This window comes from Mesorhizobium sp. WSM4829, from assembly GCF_055811475.1.
In genome coordinates this window covers 1-335 of the sequence record NZ_JBVVQJ010000164.1, presented here as the reverse complement: position 1 = coordinate 335, position 335 = coordinate 1, and the positions used below count along the sequence as shown (strand labels likewise).

Genomic DNA, 335 nt, shown 5'->3' with positions numbered 1-335 from the left:
CCCGCCCGGCAATTGCGGCAATGGCCGCAGACGATGTGGCCTTCGCCCGAAACACGCTGGCCGATCTTGTATTCGGTGACCGCCGCGCCGAAGTCGGCGACGGTGCCGACGAATTCGTGGCCGGTCACCATCGGCACCGGCACGGTCTTCTGCGCCCACTGGTCCCAATTGTAGATGTGGACGTCGGTACCGCAGATCGCGGTCTTCTTGATCTTGATCAGAACGTCGTTCGGGCCGATTTCCGGCACCGGCACTTCTTCCATCCAGATGCCCGGCTCGGCCTTGGCCTTGACCAGCGCCTTCATCATGTTCGACATTCTTTTTTCCCTTGAAAC

At 60.9% G+C, this 335-nt stretch carries 1 protein-coding gene; it reads right to left on the bottom strand.

Annotated features, from left to right (window positions below; translation table 11 throughout):
* Window positions 1–317, bottom strand: a 317-nt coding sequence (locus AC0L17_RS34695) for an alcohol dehydrogenase catalytic domain-containing protein (protein WP_473519023.1), incomplete at its 3' end; no start/stop codon positions are given.
* Window positions 318–335: the final 18 nt, after the last annotated feature.